Consider the following 16,317-nt stretch of genomic DNA (forward strand, 5'->3'; position numbering starts at 1 on the left):
GGGCTAGATAGTCGGTATGGTGAACACATGTGAACCTGCGTAAAGATCGTTAAATTGAACGAGCGGAAATGGCTTATACGCTCGAACCAAAAGGTAGCGGAGGTGGGAACAGCGTTTTTCTGCACGCGCGTTCGTGACCCACATGCCTCCCGGTCGATAGCAGGCACCTAACCCGACGTACTTCAGTAAGCGGAACGTGGAAATCCCGTATCGCTCCCCTCGGGGACAGCCATTTGCAAAAACGGCCCATGGCGGTGCGGGCGAAGGAACGAGGAAAAAGCGAACGCCAGCCTGTAACGGGTTGGATAGGAGTTGAAACATCACTTCACGCGAAAGCGGGCAGACGTCCTCATGGTCTCTCTTCACGAGAGAGTAGGTAGAACCCTTTCAACGGAAGGAGAGCAAATGAACGCAGCGACATTGGCGTGTGCACCTTCCGGCACGTCGTGGGACGGCATCAATTGGGCCGACGCTCAACGTCGAGTAAGAGGGCTGCAAACACGTATTGTGAAGGCAGTACAAGACGGCAGGCATAACAAGGCGAAAGCCCTGCAATGGCTGCTGACTCACTCGTTTAGCGGCAAAGCTTTAGCCGTGAAACGGGTGTCTGAAAACAAAGGCAAGAATACCCCCGGTGTGGACAAGGTGACTTGGAATACACCGTGGGCCAAGATCGGTGCGATAGCGTCATTGAAGCGGCGAGGCTACTCGCCGCTTCCGCTTCGGAGAGTGCTTATTCCGAAGAAAAACGGCAAGACGAGACCTCTCGGAATTCCCGCGATGAAATGCCGGGCCATGCAGGCGCTCCATTTGCTGGCTCTGGAACCGATAGCGGAAACCACCGCCGATCCGAACTCTTATGGGTTTAGGCCGGAACGCTCAACTGCGGATGCCGCCGCACAGTGCTTTGGTGTGCTGTCACGAAAAGCAAACGCGGAGTGGGTGTTAGAGGGCGACATTCAAGGCTGTTTCGACAATATCAGCCATGACTGGTTGATCGCCCACATCCCTATGGATAAGGCGATTTTGCAGAAATGGCTCAAGGCCGGTTACGTCTACCAGAATGAACTATTCTCCAGCCACGCCGGAACCCCGCAGGGAGGCATCATATCCCCAGTGTTGGCGAACATGGCGTTGGACGGGTTGGAAGCGATGCTGGCGAAGAGGTTTCCCAATGCAAAGTGGACAGCCCGAAAAATGCAGATGGTGCGTTATGCAGATGACTTCATCATCACTGGCTGTTCGAAAGAGTGGCTGGATAATGAAGTCAGGCCCGCGGTGGTCGAGTTTCTGGCAGAGCGTGGACTTGTCCTCTCTCCGGAAAAAACCAAAATAACGCACATAGGGGACGGGTTCGACTTCCTCGGATGGAACTTGCGCAAGTACAATGGCAAGCTCCTGATCAAGCCATCAAAAGCAAACATCAGGGCTCACCTTGCCAAGCTCCGGGAAGTGATCAAGACCAACAAGTCGATTAAACAGGTCAATTTGATTGGGCTGCTCAACCCGATTTTACGGGGGTGGGCGAACTATCATAGCCACGTGGTCGCCAAGAAAGTCTTCAATCAGGTAGACAGCGAAGTCTGGATAATGCTCTGGCGCTGGGCGGTGAGACGGCATCCGCGCAAAGGAACCCGGTGGATCAAGGACAGGTATTTCAAAGTCCGAGGATCGCGCCGGTGGGTGTTCTCCACCGTTGAAAAATACGCAGACGGTAAGGCAAGGGAATACACCTTACTGAAGGAATCGGACACGCCGATAGTGCGGCACATCAAGATCAAGGCTGCTGCCAACTCGCATGACCCCAATTGGGATGGGTATTTCGAGTTCCGATGGGGCAAGAAAATGCTCAAATCAACGAAGGGACGAGCGAAGCTGTATCGCGTCTGGCGACAGCAAGGCGGCCTATGTTCTGTCTGTCAGAAACCCGTTACCAAAGATACGCCGTGGCATAGTCGCCACATCGTAAAGTTGGCCGACGGAGGAACGGACGCCGCAGTCAATCTTGAGATCTACCATCTGCGTTGCCCCAGAGATCAGCAGTACGCCAATGTCAAAGAGGTATAGCCGGGTACTTAACAGTGCCTTTGTAGAGGCTTGAGCCGTGTGCTGGGAAACTCGCATGCACGGTTCTTAGGGGGTTGGACGCGGGTAACCGCGTCTGACTACCCGACAACCAGATCCGGCCGTGGGCTCTTGGACGCAAGAACTGGCTCTTCGCAGGGTCGTTACGCAGCGGAAAACGGGCAGCGGCGATCATGAGTTTGATCCAGTCTGCGCGGTTGAATGGGCATGATCCGTATGCTTATTTGAAGGATGTTCTCGCGCGGCTGCCGACGCAGCGGGCGAGTGAAATCGACCAGTTGCTGCCGCATAACTGGCAGCCACCTAAACTGGGTTAACTCACTAACCTAAGGACATAGAATGCTCATTGTCTTCAGCGGCCTTCCAGGTACCGGAAAAACGACTATCGCAAGTGACCTTGCCACCAGAACAAGTGCCGTGTATCTGCGGATCGATACGATTGAGCAGGCTATTCGAGACTCCAGTGCTCTTGCACAAGACGTAGGGCGGAGCGGTTACATGGTCGCCAATGAGCTTGCTCTGAGCAATCTTCGTTTTGGCAGCACGGTCATAGTTGACTGTGTTAACCCAGTAATCGAAAGCCGAAAGGCGTGGAGCGATATCGCCGCACGCTCTGGTGCTCCATTAGTGAACATCCAAGTGATCTGCTCTGATAAACATGAACACCAGCGCCGGGTAGAAACCAGAAAAATTGATATTCCTGGGCTGACTCCACCAACCTGGCAATCTGTACTGGATCACGAATATGAGGCGTGGGAAAGCGCTCCGTTTAATATAGACACAGCCCTGACGTCACCGGCGCAGGCGGTGGCGATGATCACCGAACGATTTTTATCCAAGGAGTAGCGCCAGCTAAAAGCCCAAGGTCGCAAGGTGTGATTAGCAGACGCTTACTTCACTACTTATATTTAGTGGCCCTCCCGTGGTCGCTAAACGCCCTTGAAGTTTCTTGGTTATCAGGAAATGTGCGTTATGCCTGCTGCAATTACTTTGCCTCGTGCAAAGCCTTTGTCTGTGTCTCTTCCCCTCTAGCCCCTGTTGTCGATTGGTCTGTTTGCGATAAGCCCGATGTACTTGGCATTGGTCGAAGCCAGCAAAACCGAAAATTCAACCCTAATCCTAGGGACTGCAACGTTCAGGGCACAGGCACCGGCCCCTTTCCCATCCTGGCCACTGATGGGAGTCCGCTGGAAGGTGTTTGAAGGCTGTGGAATGAGACTGATATTCGCAACAAAAGACCTGTCGTAGCAGGTCGATCTTTCGAAGGTTTTCCGCTGTTGGTTGGCTCAGATGGCTGGCCTGTTGAGCACGTGCAATCCTTCCTCAGGCATATTCTCGTGGAGTCCGGTGAGGCACGAAGCGAACTGACTTGGGAAGCCTACGGACGTCGTCTGTACGACTACTTCGCCTTCTTGGAAGCCAATGGCCTGGGATGAAGAGAGCCCTGCTAACGGTCTGAGCGTCCTATCTCGTTACCGGGACGTGGTCTCAAGGCGAGCTGGGGCTCGATCCTGGCACGGCGAACAAGCGGTTGAATCTGATCGTTAGCTTCTACCAATGGGTTAGCCGCGCGCCAGGGAATGCTAGTGCTTCGGAGCGCGGGCATACCAACCGTAGATTGCGATGCCGGCATAACAGGTCGCTGGCACGCTCAATGCCATCGCGAGCGTCGAGAGGTCGGCCGCATACCCTGTCAATGGCGGAATAAATGCCCCGCCAACAATGGCGCAACAGAACAGGCCCGAACCTTCCGCCGCGCGATGACCGAGCCCTGCGGTCGCAAGGGTAAAGATCGTCGGAAACATGATGGAGTTGAACAGCCCGACGGCCAGCAGCGACCATCCGGCAACAACGCCTTGTGTGGTGGCAGAGATCGCCAACAGCACAATGACTGCCGTGGCGGCAAAGGCCAGCAGTTTCCCGGGCGCGAAAGTGCGCATCAGCGCCGAGCCGATAAAGCGGCCAACCAGGGCGCCACCCCAATAGAAGGCTACATGCTTGCCTGCGGCTTCGGCGGGAAGGGCCAGGGTTGTCGGCAGCATGAGGTAGTCGGTGATGAGGCTGCCAATCGTGACTTCGGCGCCGACATAGAGAAATATGCAAACGGTGCCGAGTGCAAAGCGCGGCTGCTTTAGAAGGTCGAGCGCAGCAAATGGATTGAGACGTTCAGGTCTTGTTGACGGTTGCAGCTCATTTCTTTTAAGCCAGACGATCAAGGCGACGATGCAGATGAAGAGCGTAATGCTTGCATAGGTGTTGCTGATCACGCTGGCTTCCTGCGACAGGAAGGACGTCAGTTCTGCTGGCGACAATGCGGAGGTATCTACCGCATTGAGGGAGCCCAGGATCAGTATGGCACCCAGGTAGGGTGCGACCGTGGTTCCCAGCGAATTGAACGCATGGCCGAGGGTGAGGCGGCTAGGGGCCATTGCGGCGGTTCCGAGTAGTGAAAGCAGCGGGTTCGCAACGACCTGAACGGTTGTCACGCCAATCGCAAGCACAAAGAGGGCGCCGAGGAAGGCTGGAAACAATGCGGACTGGGTGGCAGGAATGAAGAGCAGGCATCCACCAGCCATCATCAGCAACCCGAGGACGGCCGCTCTCATGTAGCCGATTCGCGAAATGAGCAGGCCTGCGGGTATGGCGAAAATGAAATAGGCAAAAAAGAATGACGACTGCACAAGCATGGCCTCGGTATAGCTGAGGCTGAAGAGGTGCTTGAGTTTTGGCACCAGGACATCGTTAAGACTGGTGATGCTGCCGAGGATGAAAAACAGCGCGAACACGTAGGTGCTCATCCGTTGGGTGTGGGGTGTTGCCAAACTGTTGGTGACAGTCGCGCTAGCACTAGCGTTCGTCATCACGGGCTTCCTCTTTCTTGTGATTGTTACTTTCAAGGAAAACTCTATCGAGTCTCAGGCACCTTGATAGTGAGACAGCGCTATCTTTGTGCGGTGAAGTACTCGCCAAAGGAGGGTGCGCTGCCATCTGATTTTTTGTCTGTAGCCGTTACCGCTCACCCAAAGTCCGGGGCAAGTCGTTAGAGGGCGCTACCTTAGTGCCTGACTTTTCGTTTGGCAAGCCGCTGGATCTCTTGGGGGTTATGCCGAGATAAGGGGTAAATTCGCTCATTTGGGCTGCAGCGGGGCCGTGGGCACTTGGACGCTCGAATTGGTTGTTCGCCGGGTCGCTACGCCGCGGTAAGCGGGCAGCTGCGATCATGAGCTTGATTCAGTCAGCCCGCCTGAATGGGCATGATCCTTATGCGTATCTCAAAGATGTGCTGACGCGCCTGCCGACGCAGCGAGCGAGTGAGATCGATCAACTGCTGCCACAGCATTTGGTCTCGGCCTGACGTTCTCAACGTGAGGGTGCTCTTGCATTAGAATGACCGCTCATCTCATATGGAACAGGACTTATCCGAATGGAAGCGCGAGCCACTTTTTCCTCCAAGAATTTCAAACCAACTGACCTGACTCTCACGCCCGAAATTACAACAGGCTTACCAGTGTCGATCAGCTCCATGGAAAAGTCCTATACAGGAGCTATCGATGGTATTTCTTCAACAGCCTTTACTGCGGCGTTCGACCAAGCGTCAAGAAGGGGCAGCTACATCGCGATGGAGAGCTTCAAGGGTACGGTGAATGGGGTAGAGGGTTCCTTTAACTTCATTCATTCCGCCTCCACGACCGGAATTGATCGGGCAGATGAGTTTTTCTGCATAGTTGGAGGCAGTGGTACGGATGGTTTGAAAGGGATATCAGGGTCAGGAGGGATCACAATTGACATCGATGGAACGCACCATATTTGGTTGAATTACCACCTCGAATAATTTAACAAGCCGTAAAGGGCACCGCCCCTGACGCATCAGGGAGGTGTCTTCGCTAGGTGCTTACCGTGGCTTTGCCGAACGCTTACGTTGGCTAGAGATTTTTCCTGGCTTCTCGATTCGGAGCCGCGGCGCGTCGAAATCAGTTCAAGCCTGGGCAGACAGCTCACGCAGTGCTCGCCCTGATAACCACCCCGGATTGGCCGAGTGCTCCCCCGGGGGTATTGTGTCAGGCTATGCCGTTTTCACCCGTAGCTCCTAGTTTCGCTAGGGGCTTTTTCATGCTCAGGACGAGTCATTCAAGATGTTGATGAAGCTGGCGCCGAAGAAGCGGCGCAACCCGCGTAATTTCTATCTGGGTATCGCTGCTACTGATTGCCGGGATTGGACGCTATTTCGCGCTCAAAGCCGAGCAGGAGAAGGTGGCCCAACAGGCGCTGCTGGTCGAGCACCTCGCCCAGTTGGACGCGACCCTGCCAAAGCAACTGGATGCAATTACCATCCTTGAGTACGTCGGTTTGACGTACGGTGACACGATCTTCTACCGCTACAGGATCGACTTAGCAGCGAGCAGCCTCTCCGAGGAACGCAAGGCCAGCATGGAGGCGAGAATACGCCGTGATCTGGAGCAACTGGCCTGCAAGGAACCGCAGTTGCTGGCGATGATGCGCAGGTTCAAGTTTCACCAGGAGCATTACTACCTGGCCAGGAACAGCACACTCTTTTCCATTGAGCTTCACCCTGAACAGTTGAGCTGCCCAGGATGATGCCGATAAGGTGGGCGCCGTCGCTCGTTCATCGCTTCAGGCCATTCCCTAGACCGCAAGCGTCCAGCCAATCCGTCTTGCATGACTAGGCCGGCATCCACTTATGCGGCAGCAGTTGATCAATCTCACACGCCTGCCGACGCAGCGGGCAAGCGAGATTACCGAACTGCTGCCGCATAACTGGATTCCCGCCTGATAACGTAAGCTGGGATGTACGGATGCTCACGTTGAAACTCCACATGGAAGACTTGGAATGACTCGAATTATTGAAATCCTGATGTACACCTTAAAGCCAGGATCGGGATTGGATTTTCATCGAATAATGCAAAATGTAAGTGTTCCGCTTCACATAGAAGCTGGCATAGATGTCGTTTCTTATGGCGGCTCATTACATGATTGTGACAGCTATCACCTGATTCGCTCTTATGAAAGCGAGAGCCATCGCCTAGCCGCTCAAGATATTTTTTACGCAAGCGATGCCTGGAAACAGGGCCCCCGAGCAGACATTATCAGTCGGATTGAAGTCAGTACGACGACAGTTATGGCGCTCACTCAAGACGTAATTGATGCAATCAGAGCTTCCATAGATTTATCGAAAGCCGATGCTCAATCAGCGTAGCCATCGGCAAAGACAGGCCCCGTAGTCTTAAACGCGGGGATCAGGAAGGTGTGTTGTATCCGTCCGGCCAAGTCATCTACCCAGCCCCGCAAGGCCAGGACATGGTGTGCACTTAAATTTAAGTGGGTACCAGTTCTAGCTTTTTAAGCGGGTATTTCATGCAGCCACAATGCCGTTCCTACTCCAGGTCCTTCAAAGCCCAGGTCATTCAAGAGTGTGCCCAACCCGGAGCTTCGATTGCCAGCATCGCGCTCAGCCATAGCCTCAACGCTAACCTCGTCCACAAATGGATTCGGGTGCAAGCGCAGAGAAGTACGGCGCTGCAACCTGCATTCATTCCGTTACCCATGCAGCTGGCCGTAGCAAATTCGCACGCAGCCTCATCGAATATCTGCGTTGAAATCCAGCACCCGCGCGGCACCGTCAAAGTGAACTGGCCAACCGAATGTGCTGCTTCCTGCGCGACCTTTCTTCGAGACCTGCTGCGATGATCCGCATCGACTCCATCTGGCTCGCCACCGAGCCGATGGACATGCGAGCTGGCACCGAGACTGCGTTGGCCAGAGTGATCGCGGTGTTCGGTGCGGCGAAGCCGCACTGTGCTTATCTGTTCGCCAACCGCCGTGCCACTCGTATGAAAGTTCTGGTGCATGACGGCTTCGGCATCTGGCTGGGTGCTAGGCAAGGACTTAGCCAGTGTAGTCGCTGCCAACCGACCCAGACTGGCGCTTAGGCAGTCTTTGGAGTCCGCGTGTTAAACGTAGTGTGTGCCTGCAGGGTGAAGCTGGATTGCAATCTTCCCAAAGTTGCCAGCTTCTACGGGCAGGCCCAAAACGTACTCGGTACAGTCGCCACGAAAGTTCTCAAAGGAATCCGAAAGTTGCGGGCTGTCACTTAGGAAATTCTCGTGCGGTGCGATTCCGACTCGTAGTACATACAGCGTGGTGTATGCGCTAGGATCAGTCGAGTTGGTGATCGCTTCAATACTTTGGATGTCCGCGGCTGCCTTATTTGCCCAATGCCATGGCTCCCGATTGTTCCAGTCAGGCAGACCACCGTTGGTCACTACTTGCTTAATGCGAACAGCATCACGAGCACCCGGAAGGATCAAGTGACGCCACCGCTTACATCCGGTGATGTTCCAACAAGAAGTCCACGAACAACCGCACCCGCGCCGGCATTGCCGAGCCACCTACGAACACCGCATGAATCGGTTCCTGGTCGCCGGGGTTCCAGGCTTCCAGCAGCGGTATCAGGTCACCGCGCTGCAGATCCTCGCTCACGCTGAACTCGCCGATACGCGCAATGCCGGCACCTACTCGCGCGAGTTGTGCCAGCGCTTCACCACTGCTGCATTCGATGTTGCCGCTGACCTTCATGGAAAACTCTCTTCCGTCGCGGATGAACGGCCAGTTGGGTTCGGCACGCCGGAAGTTGAAGCGTAGGCAGTTGTGCCGTAGCAGGTCTTCCGGTTCCTGGGGGATGCCGTGGCGCTGCAGATACTCGGGCGATGCCACCACTACCTGGCCGGTGTCGCCGATCCTGCGCGCGGTCAGCGGGCTGTCGGGCAGATGGCCAAAGCGTACCGCGACGTCGGCCTGGCCGCCGAGAATGTCGACCACTTCGTCGCCGAGGGTGAGGTCGACGACGATGTTCGGGTAACGGGCGCTGAATGCTGCCACCAAGGGAACGATGGCCAGCCGCCCATGGCCAAGGGCGGCGCTGACCCGCAATCGGCCCCTTGGTACGCCCTGGTCGGCGATGGCTTCTTCGACCTCGGCCATGTCGGCCAGGATACGCCGGGCGCCGCGCAGGAAAGCCTCGCCCTCGGCGGTGAAGGTGATCGCTCGGGTGGTGCGCAACAGCAAGCGGGTGCCAAGACGTAGTTCGGTACGCGCGATGATCCGACTGACCGCCGAGGGTGTCAGCCCCAATGCACGCGCGGCGGCCGACAGGCTGCCTTCCTGCGCCACGGTGGCGAACACGCCCATTTCACCTGACCTGCCGTTGAAGTCCATTTGTGCTCCTTACGCAAAGGTGATTGCCAGAAATGCTATCTACTGCCTGAAAAGGTTGGATCGTAGCATTAGCGGCATAGATAAGGAGCCTTCCATGCGTATCAATCCACCACTTGTCGCACTCGCCATTGGTGCCTTTGGCATCGGCGTTACCGAGTTCGCCCCCATGGGCATGTTGCCGGGCATCGCTGCGGATCTCGGCGTTTCCATTCCCGCCGCCGGTCTGTTGGTCAGTGCTTACGCCCTGGGCGTACTGCTCGGCGCGCCGCTGATGACCCTGACCACCGGCAGGATCCCCCGGCGCTATCTGCTGATCGGACTCATGGCGATTTTCACCCTGGGTAATCTGATGTCAGCCCTGGCTACCGATTACTACAGTCTCATGGTCGCCAGGGTGGTGACCTCACTGAACCACGGTGCGTTTTTTGGCGTTGGCTCTATCGTCGCCGCTAGCGTGGTCGCCCCGGAGAAACGTGCCGGGGCGGTTGCGGCAATGTTCATGGGCCTGACCCTGGCGACCATCGGCGGTGTGCCACTGGCCGCCTGGTTTGGCGAACTGTTCGGCTGGCGCACCGCATTCTGGGGTATTACCGGCCTCGGCGTGGTGGCCATGGCCGCGTTGTGGTTCGCCTTGCCCAACCTGCAGGCGCCGCAAAGCGTCGGTGTACTGGCCGAAATTCGGGTACTGGGCCGTGGCCCGGTGCTGGGGGCGTTGGCCCTGACCGTAGTCGGCTCGGGTGCAATGTTTACCGTCTTCACCTACATCGCGCCGATCCTCAGCAGCGAGACCCATGCCTCCACCGCCTACATCACCGCCATGCTGGTGCTGTTCGGTGTGGGGTTGACGCTGGGCAACATGTGGGGCGGCAAGGCCGCCGACCGCTCGATAGATCGCACCCTGATCGTTTCGCTGAGCGTGCTGATTCTCGTCTTGCTGGCGTTCACCGTACTGATGCGTTGGCCGCTGCCGGCCGCCGTTGCCATCCTGATATGGGGTATCGCCAGCTTCGCTCTGGTGCCGCCGCTACAGATGCGCGTCATGGAGGCTGCCAAGGACGCGCCCAATCTGGCCTCGGCGGTGAACATCGGTGCCTTCAACTTCGGCAACGCGATTGGTGCGGCGCTGGGTGGAGCGGTGATCAATACCGGGCTGGGTTATCCGGCGATTTCCCTGGCCGGAGCGGCAATGGCGGGTCTGGGGCTGCTGATGGTGGTGGCTTTTGCTTGGCGTTCCAGAACGATTGCAGCTGCGGTGGTGTCACGATGATGTGAGGGGGCTGTTAGTCACCATTGATGAGTGACGGCTAGCGGCCCAGAGTGTGTAAAAACGCCTTCGCGAACCCTTGCTATGATTTCTGAGGATTTCATCGCAGGGATTGCCCATGAAGCGCTTTATCCAAGGTGAACGTCGAGGCTCTCGGGAAGTAAGGTGCCTTGGCCTCGATGTGCATCGACACTCGATGCCATGTACAGCATGTCGGCGAGCGTATATGACGGAGCTGAATCGACGTTACGGGGCGCTCCCACATTTGATCTGTGGCGTTCACAGATCAAATGTGGGAGCGAAGACGGCCTCCAGGCAACGAATCTTTCAGGCCTTCCACGCCCGCACATTCACCAGATTCCCCGGGCGCCTACCCGCCAGCGCCGCCAACAGGTTGTCCACCGCGCATCTGGCCATGGCCTCCCGTGTTTCATGGGTGGCCGAGCCGATGTGTGGTGTCGCCACCACGTTGTTCAACTGCAGCAACGGCGAGTCCTGATTCAACGGTTCGCGTTCAAATACATCCAGCCCCGCCGCGCGAATCTGGCCCGCGCGCAAGGCTTCGATCAGCGCTGCTTCGTCCACTACCTTGCCCCGTGAAATATTGATGAAGATGCTCTCGGGACGCATCAGAACGAACTGTTCTGCGCCGATCAGCCCAGTGGTTTGCGCGGTTAGCGGCAACGTCAGGCAAACGAAATCGGCCTGTTGCAACAGCTCCGGCAGGCTTCGATAGTGCGCATTGAACCGCCGTTCCACCGCCGGTTTCGGTGACTGGCTGTGATAAATCACCGGCATGCCAAACCCGAAATGCCCGCGCTGCGCGAGGGCCTCACCAATGCGGCCCATGCCAATGATGCCCAGGGTTTTACCGTGCACGTCGCTGCCGAAATGCGTGGGGCCGATGTTGCGGGTCCAATTGCCTTCGCGAATCATGTTTGCCAATTCCACTACGCGCCGGGCCGTTGCCAGGATCAGTGCGAAACCGGTGTCGGCGGTGGTTTCTGTCAATACATCCGGCGTGTTGCTGAGCAGGATGCCCCTCTCGGTCAGGTAGTCGATGTCGTAGTTATCGACACCCACCGAGACGCTGGCAATGGCTTGGAGGTTGGGTGCCAGATCGAGCAATTCGGCATCCAGCTTCAGGCTGGCACCCAGCAAACCATGGGCGCGGGGTAGGGCATCGCGCAGTTTGGCCAGACCCTGGGCATCAAGGTTTTCGATCAGCGTCACTTCGGTCTGCTCGTGCAGACGAGCCATCAGCAGCGGCGAGAGTTTCTTGTACAGGACGACCTGCTTTTTCATCTTTGAGATCTCAACTTCAATTCAGGAATGTGCCGTTGCGGTGCGCGTTACTGTGGCTGTGGGCCGCTCCCGATCGCTGGCGCCGGGCTTGAGGCAAATGGTCAGCAATACCGAAAACATCAGTGCGCCGCTCATCAACAGGTACGAGGCGCCGGGCGAGCCGGTGGAGCTGTTCAGGTAACCGACCAGATAGGAGCCGCCAAAGGAACCGAGGGCGCCCATGCTGTTGATCAGCGCCATGGCGCCACCCGCGACGTTGGCCGGGAGGATCTCCGGAATGATTGCGAAGAACGGTCCGTAAGGCGCGTACATGCAGGCGCCGGCAATCACCAGCAAGGTGTAGGACCACCAGAAGTGTTCGGCACCCAAGGCGTAGGAGCCATAGAAGGCAATCGAGGCAATCAGCAGTGGCGGCCAGACGAAACGTTTACGTTTTTGCAACTTGTCCGAACCCCAGGACACAAGCAGCATGCCGATCACCGCCGCCAGGTACGGCAGCGCCGACAGCCAGCCGGCCTGCACCATGTCCATCTGCGCGCCGGCCTTGAGGATCGACGGCAGCCACAACACGAAGCCGTACACGCCAATACTCCAGCAGAAAAACTGCAGTGCCAGGATGATCACTTTGGGTGAGCGGAACGCTTCGGCGTAGTTCTTCATGGCCTTGATGCCAACCTGTTCGGCGGCCAGTGCGCTTTCCAGGTCCTGTTTTTCCTGATCGTTGAGCCACTTGGCTTGTGACGGACGATCATCGGCCAGGCGCCACCAGATGAATGCCCACAACACCGCTGGCAAACCTTCGACGATAAACATCCAGCGCCAGCTGTAATGCTGCACCAGATAGCCCGAGACCACCGACATCCACAGCATGGTCACCGGGTTGCCGAGGATCAGGAAGGTGTTGGCCCGCGAGCGTTCGGCGCGGGTGAACCAGTGGCACAGGTAGATCAGCATCGCCGGCATCACTGCGGCTTCGACCACGCCGAGCATGAAGCGGATAACGATCAGCCAGTAGGCATTGGAGACAATCCCGGTCAACGTCGCCAGGCTGCCCCAGAGGATCAGGCTGACGAAAATCAGCTTCTTCACACTGTGTTTCTGCGCGTAGATCGCGCCGGGTACCTGGAAGAAAAAGTAGCCGAGGAAGAACAGCGCGCCGAGCATCGACGACAGGCCTGGCGTGATCAACAGGTCTGCCGCCATGCCGGACGCGGCGGCAAACCCATAGTTGGCGCGATCCAGATACGCCAGGCTGTAGGTGATGAACACGATGGGCATGATGTACCACCAGCGGCGGGTGGCGAGCGTTGCGGTTTTCATGGTGGTGCTCCTGAGCTTGTTGTTTTTGTCGCAGCAGGTAACGGTTTGAATCTTCGGTGCCTTTACTGGCCTCATCGCGAGCAGGCTCGCTCATTGGATCTACGTTCGACACATATCCCCTGTTGGAGCGAGCCTGCTCGCGATGGCGGCCTCAAATTCGCTGACCATTTCGGATCGGGTCGGCAACCCCTCCATATCCCCCCGGCTCTGCACCGCCCGGCTGCCAATCCAGTTGGCGCATTTCACGGCCTCGGCAACGCTTTGGTTTTCCAACAGCGCGCTGATCATGCCGACGGCAAAACCATCGCCAGCGCCCACCGTATCGACCACTGTTCGCACTGGTACGCCAGCCACGAAACCTTGATCAAGGTGTGTGCGGTAGAAAGCCCCGTGTGGGCCAAGCTTGATCGCCACGGCCTCGGCGCCCTGGTCAAGGTAGAAGGCGGCGATGTCGGCCGGGTCTTCGAACCCGGTCAACAAGCGACCTTCGCTCAACCCCGGCAGCACCCAATGGGCGAGGGCGGCGAGGCGGTTGATCTCGGTGATCATTTGTCGTTCGCTGGCCCAAAGGCTCGGGCGCAGGTTCGGGTCGAAGGACACACTGCGCCCGGCCTCGCGCATGCGGGTCATCAACTCGAACGACATTTGCCGCGCCGACTCCGACAGCGCCGGGGGAATGCCGGTGGCGTGCAGATGTCGGGCCTTGAGCAATTCGGGCACGATCGAGTGCGGCGACAGGTGACTGGCCGCCGAACCACGGCGGAAGTACTCGACCACCGGATCGCTTCCATCGTCGGTGCGGGATTTGAGTTGAAAACCGGTCGGGTGGGCGGCGTCGATGTCGACGTGGCGGCAATCCAGGCCTTCTTTTTCCAGGGTGTCGACCACGAACCGGCCCAACGAGTCGGCACCGACACGACTCAGCCATGCCACGTTGAAACCCAATCGGGAAAGGCCAATGGCGACATTGCTGTCAGCCCCGGCAATGCGTTTGTGGAAAGCGCCGACACAGGCCAGATCACCAGCCTGTTCAGCGACGAACATCGCCATGGTCTCGCCGAAGGACAGAATATCGATCTCAGACATGAGCACTCTCCGGTTGCGACTGGCCAAGGTGGGCGAGGGCGGCGACGTGCTCAGTGGTCAGATGTACCAGGTCATCGCCTTGCAGCGGATATTCCGCGGCCCGCATTACGCCATGGGCCATGTGCCGCAGCAGGTGTTCCCACTGTTGCAGGTCACTAATAGCGGGCGGGATAGCGACCAGTTTGCCGTCGGCACGGCGCGTGACCGCTTTGCAGTGCACATAACCGACGTGACGACCGAGCAACCGGGCAGCACTGTCGGCGGACTGGTCCTGCCAGTGCCAATTGCCGATATCGAAAGTCATTTTTATCGGCAATTTGTGCTGTTCGATCTCTGCGAAAAAACGCTGGAAGGGTTCAATGCGGCCGCCGTGCAGGGTCTGGTCGTTTTCCACCAGCAACTGCACGGCGCTTTCGCCCAGCACTCGGGTGAGGGTTTGCAGATCGCTGTTGTCAGTGAAATAGCCCAGTGACACCTTCAGCCATTTGGCGCCGAACGCCCGGGCGCGTTGCAGGGCCGTGACCAGCTCGGGATTGGGCCTGGATTGACCGGCCAGCCATAGCTCCATCGGCGATGAATACACGCTCTGCAGGCCTTGTGCTTGAGTGGCATCGGCCAGTTGAGCGGGGTCTTCGATGGTCAGTAATTCTTCGCGCCACTCAATGCCCGTGGCGCCGGCGGCGGCGAGAATCTCGATGAAACTGCCCTGGCCGCGTTGACGCACAAGATCGGCACCGTAGCTTGAAAGGCTGATGGAAACGGCTGGTTTGTTCATTGTTTTTCTACCTCTGAAACCGGTTTCATTTTTGTTCAAAAAAAATGGCTGTGAATTCGTGCTGCTCTTCAGGGCCATTCCAGTCACCTGAAAACACCAAGGGTCGACCCCCGCACAATCAGCCGCGCGGAAAAATCCAGCATCCGTACCGCCCCGTCATCCCCGCGCAGCCGCTTGAGCAGACACTCAAATGCACTGGCGCCCATCTCGGTGGTCGGCTGCGCGAGAGCGGTAATGCCGCTGCCCACCAACGGGTACCAGTCCAGGTCATCGAGGGCGATCAAGCCCACGTCATCGAACAGATTGCACTTGAGTTCACGCAACGCATGGGTGCTGGCCAGCGCCGCAATTCCGTTCGCGCAAAATAGCGCCTTCGGGCCGGGGCCAGGCGTGTCGAGGAAGGCTTTCAATTGTGCGCTCAGTTCGCTGCCGGTTTCGATGTGCGTGCCGCGAAGCGCCGGGCGTTGCTCGATTTGCGCCTTGAAGCTGCTGACCCGTTCGATCCGCGAACTGGTGCCATCAAGCGGCTCGGTCACCAGCAATACATCGCGGTAACCGCGTTCTTCAAGGTGGTTGAGGCCCATGTCGATGGCCTGCGGGTTGTTCAGCCCGACCATATCGCTTTCAAGGTGCTCCACCTTGCGATCCATCAGCACCAAGGGCATTTCCCGATGCAGGTCGTGCAACTCGTCACGGTGATGACCGAGGGTGTTCACGATCAAGCCTTCGATGTTGTACGAACGCAGCAGGGCCAGGTGCTGGCGCTCTTGCTCGTCATCGCGATCGGTGTTGCACACCACCAGGCTATAGCCGTGCTGACGGCACGCGGTTTCCACTCCGTGCATCACGGCAATGGAATAAGGGTTGCGGATATCGGCCACCAGCATGCCGATCAGGCGGGTACGCCCGCGTTTCAGGCCGCGGGCCATCTGGTTCGGGCGATAGCCGAGTTCGGCAATTGCCTGTTCGATGCGCTGAGCAATGGCATCGGAAAGCAGGCCACGATCATCGCCAATGAACCGCGAAACGCTGGCCTTGGAGACCTTGGCGTGTTTGGCCACGTCGAGCATGGTCACGCGGCTGCGCTGGGCGGCGGAAAAATCGTTCACGGTCTGAAACCTTCTTATTGGATTTATCAGGTCGGGTACATTTAATACATTGCTGAAACCGGTTTCAGGAAACAATAAAAAAAATGCGCCGTCAAGTGGAGTGTTCACGTACATACGGTTTAGATCGACGGGCGGCGATC

General features: G+C 57.5%; 15 protein-coding genes and 3 pseudogenes. 11 read left to right on the forward strand and 7 right to left on the reverse strand.

The window, feature by feature from the left end; all coding sequences use genetic code 11:
- Positions 1-405 precede the first annotated feature (405 nt).
- The 4 genes and pseudogenes from ltrA to BK662_RS35670 all read left to right on the forward strand — a co-directional run.
- On the forward strand, positions 406-2,067 hold the full coding sequence (ltrA, locus tag BK662_RS02475) for a group II intron reverse transcriptase/maturase (protein WP_123356407.1): 1,662 nt from the start codon (positions 406-408) through the stop codon (positions 2,065-2,067).
- 104 nt (positions 2,068-2,171) lie between these two features.
- Positions 2,172-2,402: pseudogene (locus BK662_RS02480) on the forward strand (transposase domain-containing protein); the annotation flags it as partial.
- A 22-nt stretch (positions 2,403-2,424) separates the two neighbouring features.
- Positions 2,425-2,931 carry a P-loop nucleotide/nucleoside kinase family protein gene (locus tag BK662_RS02485; RefSeq protein WP_123356409.1) on the forward strand — a complete coding sequence of 169 codons (507 nt, stop codon included), beginning with the start codon at positions 2,425-2,427 and terminating at the stop codon, positions 2,929-2,931.
- 366 nt (positions 2,932-3,297) lie between these two features.
- Positions 3,298-3,655: pseudogene (locus BK662_RS35670) on the forward strand (site-specific integrase); the annotation flags it as partial.
- Between the two features lie 13 nt (positions 3,656-3,668).
- Here BK662_RS35670 and BK662_RS02495 read toward each other — a convergent pair.
- Positions 3,669-4,946 carry a sugar MFS transporter gene (locus tag BK662_RS02495; protein ID WP_123356411.1) on the reverse strand — a complete coding sequence of 426 codons (1,278 nt, stop codon included), beginning with the start codon at positions 4,944-4,946 and terminating at the stop codon, positions 3,669-3,671.
- Between the two features lie 287 nt (positions 4,947-5,233).
- Here BK662_RS02495 and BK662_RS02500 point away from each other — a divergent pair.
- The 6 genes and pseudogenes from BK662_RS02500 to tnpB all read left to right on the forward strand — a co-directional run.
- Positions 5,234-5,440, forward strand: a pseudogene (locus BK662_RS02500) (transposase domain-containing protein); the annotation flags it as partial.
- 69 nt (positions 5,441-5,509) lie between these two features.
- The gene (locus BK662_RS02505) at positions 5,510-5,917 is read left to right on the forward strand and encodes a DUF3224 domain-containing protein (protein WP_123356413.1); all 408 of its coding nucleotides are present in this window, start codon (positions 5,510-5,512) and stop codon (positions 5,915-5,917) included.
- Positions 5,918-6,336: 419 nt separating this feature from the next.
- Positions 6,337-6,681, forward strand: coding sequence for a hypothetical protein (locus BK662_RS02510; protein WP_259695868.1), 345 nt, complete (start codon positions 6,337-6,339; stop codon positions 6,679-6,681).
- 253 nt (positions 6,682-6,934) lie between these two features.
- Positions 6,935-7,300 (forward strand): NIPSNAP family protein, encoded by a 366-nt coding sequence (locus BK662_RS02515; RefSeq protein WP_123356415.1) that lies wholly within the window; start codon positions 6,935-6,937, stop codon positions 7,298-7,300.
- A gap of 158 nt (positions 7,301-7,458) precedes the next feature.
- On the forward strand, positions 7,459-7,791 hold the full coding sequence (gene tnpA / locus BK662_RS02525; protein ID WP_259695869.1) for an IS66-like element accessory protein TnpA: 333 nt from the start codon (positions 7,459-7,461) through the stop codon (positions 7,789-7,791).
- The gene (gene tnpB, locus BK662_RS34545) at positions 7,788-8,033 is read left to right on the forward strand and encodes an IS66 family insertion sequence element accessory protein TnpB (RefSeq protein ID WP_148057905.1); all 246 of its coding nucleotides are present in this window, start codon (positions 7,788-7,790) and stop codon (positions 8,031-8,033) included. The genes tnpA and tnpB overlap by 4 nt, the downstream gene beginning before the upstream one ends.
- A gap of 391 nt (positions 8,034-8,424) precedes the next feature.
- Here the strand turns inward: tnpB and BK662_RS02535 are convergent, their stop codons facing one another.
- A complete protein-coding gene (locus tag BK662_RS02535; RefSeq protein WP_123356419.1) occupies positions 8,425-9,318 on the reverse strand; it encodes a LysR substrate-binding domain-containing protein in 894 nt (297 codons plus the stop codon).
- Between the two features lie 94 nt (positions 9,319-9,412).
- Here BK662_RS02535 and BK662_RS02540 point away from each other — a divergent pair, with 94 nt between their 5' ends.
- Positions 9,413-10,585 carry an MFS transporter gene (locus BK662_RS02540; RefSeq protein WP_123356421.1) on the forward strand — a complete coding sequence of 391 codons (1,173 nt, stop codon included), beginning with the start codon at positions 9,413-9,415 and terminating at the stop codon, positions 10,583-10,585.
- Between the two features lie 324 nt (positions 10,586-10,909).
- Here the strand turns inward: BK662_RS02540 and BK662_RS02545 are convergent, their stop codons facing one another.
- The 5 genes from BK662_RS02545 to BK662_RS02565 form a co-directional block, all read right to left on the reverse strand.
- A complete protein-coding gene (locus tag BK662_RS02545; RefSeq protein ID WP_123356423.1) occupies positions 10,910-11,887 on the reverse strand; it encodes a 2-hydroxyacid dehydrogenase in 978 nt (325 codons plus the stop codon).
- 21 nt (positions 11,888-11,908) lie between these two features.
- Positions 11,909-13,207 (reverse strand): MFS transporter, encoded by a 1,299-nt coding sequence (locus BK662_RS02550; RefSeq protein WP_123356425.1) that lies wholly within the window; start codon positions 13,205-13,207, stop codon positions 11,909-11,911.
- Between the two features lie 99 nt (positions 13,208-13,306).
- Positions 13,307-14,293: a sugar kinase gene (locus BK662_RS02555; RefSeq protein WP_123356427.1), complete on the reverse strand. Its 987-nt coding sequence runs from the start codon at positions 14,291-14,293 to the stop codon at positions 13,307-13,309.
- On the reverse strand, positions 14,286-15,068 hold the full coding sequence (locus tag BK662_RS02560; protein WP_123356567.1) for a sugar phosphate isomerase/epimerase family protein: 783 nt from the start codon (positions 15,066-15,068) through the stop codon (positions 14,286-14,288). The genes BK662_RS02555 and BK662_RS02560 overlap by 8 nt, the downstream gene beginning before the upstream one ends.
- 83 nt (positions 15,069-15,151) lie before the next feature.
- Positions 15,152-16,177: a LacI family DNA-binding transcriptional regulator gene (locus BK662_RS02565; RefSeq protein ID WP_123356430.1), complete on the reverse strand. Its 1,026-nt coding sequence runs from the start codon at positions 16,175-16,177 to the stop codon at positions 15,152-15,154.
- Positions 16,178-16,317 lie beyond the last annotated feature (140 nt).

This window comes from Pseudomonas frederiksbergensis (assembly GCF_003732275.1).
Lineage (GTDB): Bacteria > Pseudomonadota > Gammaproteobacteria > Pseudomonadales > Pseudomonadaceae > Aquipseudomonas > Aquipseudomonas frederiksbergensis_H.